Origin of the sequence: Cupriavidus phytohabitans, assembly GCF_000426345.1 — a bacterium.
Classification (GTDB): domain Bacteria; phylum Pseudomonadota; class Gammaproteobacteria; order Burkholderiales; family Burkholderiaceae; genus Cupriavidus.
This window is the reverse complement of record NZ_AUFE01000172.1, coordinates 1-3,762: the sequence shown is the minus strand read 5'-3', so window position 1 is coordinate 3,762 and position 3,762 is coordinate 1. Positions and strand designations below refer to the sequence as shown.

Below are 3,762 nucleotides of genomic sequence, written 5' to 3'. Positions count from 1 at the left end.
CCCCGGCGCAAGACAATCCGCCGGATCAGCAGAAACTCGCCGCCTGAGAACCGGCCACGATCAACCTTCGTACACCAGATTTGACTTTATCTCAGGGGCGCGCAGCGACTGCGGTCGTGAACATCATGGAAACTTGCCCTGCCATGACGTCCGTCATTGCAGGGCCGTCCCCCTTGTATGGGACATGCATCATGTCGAGCTTCAGGCCCGCCTTGAACATCTCGCCGACTAGGTGATTGGATGACCCGTTGCCTGCCGAGGCAAAGGTGTACCTGCCGGGATTAGCTTTGACTTCCGCAACCAGGCCCTTGATGTCATTCGCCTTGACCTTCGGACCGGCAACTAGAACGATGGGGACTGTCGTAGTCTGCCCGATGGGCGCGAAGCTTTTGTTGACGTCATAGTTCAGGTGCGGATAAATGGTCTGGCTGATGGCGTTCGGGCCGACGTTCGCCATGAGCAGCGTATAGCCGTCCGCCGGCGATTTGGCCACCATTTCGGCAGCAATATTGCCGTTTGCACCCGGCCGGTTTTCCACCACGAATGTACCGCCGGTGACTTCTTTGAGCTTCTCGCTCAACAGACGGGCAGTGGTATCGGAAGCTCCACCCGGCGGGTACGGTACGACGATACGAACAGGCTTCTCCGGGTACGCCGCGACCGCTACTCCGGATGCCAGGGATGCGATGACGATGGCCATTCGCCAGGTGATGTCGATGATGTTCTTCATGTCTCCTCCAGGATGGGATTATCGGGGATGGATGGGAATCAGCACGGCACCGCGCGCTAGCGGTTTTACCGTCTTGCTATAGATATTCAGCCAGCCTTGTTCTGTGGCGCCCAAGATGGGGGCAACACTGGCCCGGCGTGCGGCAATCTCCTGCTCGTCTACAAGCAGGTTGATCTGGCGAGCGGGGATATCAATTTCGATCTCGTCACCATCCTGAACCAGCGCAAGTGGGCCACCTGCCGCGGCTTCCGGGCAAATTTGCCCCACGGCCACACCACGATTGAGGCCTGACAACTGGCCATCGGTCACGACAGCAACCTTGCCATGGAATCCGGCGCCTTCCACCGCCGCCACAAACGACGAGGCCAGCGCCATGCCCGGACCGCCAATTGGACCCATGCCGCGCAGGCAAGCTACGGTTCCAGGCTTGATGCGCCCTTCTCCGAGAGCTGCGATGGCCTCCTCTTGCGAGTGAAACACCATCGCCTTGCCTCGGAAGCTCTCGGCCTTTTCTCCGGCATTGCCAAGCTTGAGGATGCTCCCTTCGGGTGCCAGCGATCCTTTCAGGATGACCAGGGAAGGCTTCGTGGAAACGGGATCGTCAAGCGTGTGCAGAATGGATGGCGACGGCGCTTCATAGGAATCGAGGATGGCTTGCCAGGTCATGCCAGAGACCGTGAGGCAATCCTTTTCAATCATGGGAGTGAGGCGCTTGATCGTCGCCAGCGTGCCCCCGGCTGCCTCCAGTTCCTCTGTACGGTGCGGGCCGTTCGGCTTGACCGTGGCCAGCAGAGGCACTTCCCGGCCCAGTTTGTCGAAGAGATCGTACAGGTCGACATTCGTTTCAGCCTCCTCAGCCACCCCCTGTAAATGGCGCACGACATTGATTGAGGTAGAAAGGGCCAGCGCTACCCTGACTGCATTGCGGAAGGCGGCCGGTGTCAGGATGCTGCGCGGTGTCAGGCCGTCGTTGATCATTTCTACGATGCGAGCGCCGGCTGCGCGAGCCTGGTCCACCATGGCAGGGGAGTTTGCCAGGACGGGGCTCGCTCCGGGCAACGTCAGGCCGAGCGCTTCGCAAACGATGTGCATCGAGTTGGCCGTTCCCAGCCCGGCACAGACACCAGGACTACGTACCGCGCGCTTGCACATGCCGTCCAGGTCCTCAAACGACAGTTGGCCTGTCACGTGCATGCCGACCTTCTCGAAGACATCTTCGATGTCGACCTGTTCCCCCTTGTACTGCCCGCTGGCTTGGTAACCGCAAATCACTATGATCGTAGGGATGTTCAATCTCGCTGCCGCCATCATCTGGCCGGGGGTGGTCTTATCGCACGAGGCCAGACAGACCATGCCATCAAGCTGTGCACCCTCCACCTGAACCTCGATGTCGTTCACGATGAGGTCGCGCGACGGAAGGATGTAGCGACCTTGTTTACCGGCGCTCGTGATGAAGTCGCTAGGGGCCGCCGTGCGAACTTCAAAGGGTACTCCGCCCGCGGCGCGGATAGCCGCCTTGACCTGGGCCGCTACGCCATCAAGGTGACTGAAGCAGCTGGAAAGCTCCGACGATGTGTTGACGACCGCGATTTTCGGCTTCTCCATGTCCTCATCGCTAAGACCAAGTGCCTGCCATTGCGCCTTGCGCAAAGCCCAGCGTGTGGTGCCGGGAACGAAATTGCTACGAAACGTTTGCGAAGTCATTGCGCGGCTCCAAGAAATGCGCCGTTTTCGACGAGTGCCTGCTGGATGTTTGCGACAGGAACACTATGAACGCTGGACTGCTGCGCAACGGCTGTTGCTGCGGTGCGACCCGCCGCCTCGCCCATGGCGAAGCACTGTGCGGTGACGCGGATCGATGCTTGCGCACCGTGGGTCGCCGATGCACAGCGTCCGGCCACCATGAGGTTGTTAAAGCCTGGCAGCATGAGCGACCGAAGCGGAATCTGAAAGTAAGTCCCTGGGGGAAGCCAGATCCATTTGGTGGCGCGTCCGGCAGCATGGTCTTCCATTGGCCATGCGCAGCACGCAATGGCGTCCGTGAACCTGGCGCCTTCTAGAACGTCCCGATCGGTCAGAACATAGCTGCCCACGGTGCGACGACTTTCGCGCACGCCGATGACTGCGCCAGTGTCCATGACAAAGGCCGACTCGAATCCAGGCACATACTTGCGAAAAGCTTGTAGGTAGTTGCGCACCTGTTCACGCCCGGCCAACTCGGCACGTGACATCACGCCAACGTCGAATGGATTGGGTGACTTGCCATCGACTGCGACCTTCGTGATGTTCAGGTGCGCCAGGCCTGGGCGTTCGGCAAAGACTCCACCGGCGGTCCTGGGCAGTTCGTAGCCGTCTTTAACGGCTTGCTCCAGGCACTCACGGAGTGCCGCGCGGCTCAGGTTTTCCAGCGCGGCCGTGTCGACTCCGCCGAATCGAACCATCGTGGTGGGAAACTGTAGATCGTCCGTAGATACTTCGAATGGCGCACCGGCGAACTTGACGAGATCGGCATCGCCAGAGCAATCCACGAAGCCTTTCGCGCGAATCGCCAGCCGCCCCTCTTTGGATTCGATCATGACGGCTTCGATGTCCTGCTCGTCCATTGCCACACCCACCACCATCGCGTGAAACAGAACCTCGACTTTGGCTTCCTGGACGAGCTGGTCCAGCGCAACCTTCATGGCAAACAGGTCATAAGGAAGTGAGGCAGTTTCAAGCCACCGCGTAGTCTCTCCGACCCCGTCTAGCGCACGAAGGCGTTCGATGACCTCATCACAGAAGCCGCCAACGATTTGGCGCACCTCCGCTGCACTGACAGCATAGAGCCCGCAGATGCTGCCAAGGCTCACCGAAGTGAGGGTCCCGCCAAGAAATCCCTCGCGCTCAAGTAGCAAGACCTTGGCGCCGGTGCGCGCTGCGGCGATGGCGGCCGCTACCCGGGGCGGCTTCAGAATTCGGAAAATATTGCCCGTTAAGACTTTTGTCCTATCGCCGACGTTGGCTCGCAGCCAGCAAGAAGATCTGGGTATCCG

Annotated in this window: 3 protein-coding genes; all 3 read right to left on the bottom strand. The window is 60.0% G+C overall.

The features are described 5' to 3' along the window. Positions 1-91: 91 nt before the first annotated feature. Genes K309_RS38785 through K309_RS38780 form a run of 3 tightly spaced genes read right to left on the bottom strand, consistent with a single transcriptional unit; the run spans position 92 to position 3,759 of the window. On the bottom strand, positions 92-730 hold the full coding sequence (locus tag K309_RS38785) for a Bug family tripartite tricarboxylate transporter substrate binding protein (protein ID WP_232232638.1): 639 nt from the start codon (positions 728-730) through the stop codon (positions 92-94). Positions 731-748: 18 nt separating this feature from the next. Next, on the bottom strand, positions 749-2,434 hold the full coding sequence (ilvD, locus tag K309_RS0134185) for a dihydroxy-acid dehydratase (protein ID WP_029050387.1): 1,686 nt from the start codon (positions 2,432-2,434) through the stop codon (positions 749-751). Beyond that, a complete protein-coding gene (locus K309_RS38780) occupies positions 2,431-3,759 on the bottom strand; it encodes an FAD-dependent oxidoreductase (RefSeq protein ID WP_232232639.1) in 1,329 nt (442 codons plus the stop codon). The genes ilvD and K309_RS38780 overlap by 4 nt, the downstream gene beginning before the upstream one ends. Positions 3,760-3,762: the final 3 nt, after the last annotated feature.